Source organism: Rathayibacter sp. AY1E3 (assembly GCF_002932235.1).
Lineage (GTDB): Bacteria > Actinomycetota > Actinomycetes > Actinomycetales > Microbacteriaceae > Rathayibacter.
Map to the genome: position 1 here is coordinate 1 of NZ_PSVN01000054.1, position 660 is coordinate 660.

The window sequence follows — 660 nt, forward strand, 5'->3', positions numbered from 1 at the left end:
TCCTCCGCCCCGTCCGCCCCGGCTCCCGGGGTCACCGTCTCTGTCCAGCAGAACCGCTCCGACATCGCCGGCGGCACCATGGTCTTCGAGGTCCACAACGGCAGCGGCGCCCCGATCGAGGTCACCGCGGCCCGCCTCGTGGACCCGCGCCTCGCCGTCCCGCTCACCTGGACCGGCGGCACGGGCGTCCCCGACGGGACCTCGCGCGACCTCCGCGTCGACGTGCCCGAGCCCGCCTGCCCGGTCGCGGAGGCGCCCACTGCGCTCGAGGTCGTCCTCGCCATCGACGGCCACGGCGAGCACGCGTACCCCGCCGACGACCCGTTCTCGTTCGTCGACGCTCTCGCCCGGTCCGGATGCTTCGCCCGCACCGTCGACGCCGACCTCGCCCTGCGGATCGACACGTCCGGAGGCGCCGCGCACGAGCCGGCGCGCCTCACCATCACCGCCGACGTCCGGGGCACCCCCCTCGTGCTCCGCAGCGTCGACGCCACGATCCTGCTGCAGCCGCCCGACGCCGCCGACGCCTGGACCCTCGACCGCTCCGTGCCCGCCGGGACCCTCGACTCCGTGGTCCTGGACGCCGTCCCCACCCGCTGCGACACCCACGCGCTCGCCGAGGACAAGGTCGGCACCCGCCTGCCGATGACCGTCGAGACC

General features: G+C 75.9%; 1 protein-coding gene. It reads left to right on the forward strand.

Annotated features, from left to right (window positions below; translation table 11 throughout):
• Positions 1–660 (forward strand): hypothetical protein (locus tag C5C53_RS17265; RefSeq protein ID WP_104268050.1); only part of this gene is annotated, 660 nt, incomplete at both ends.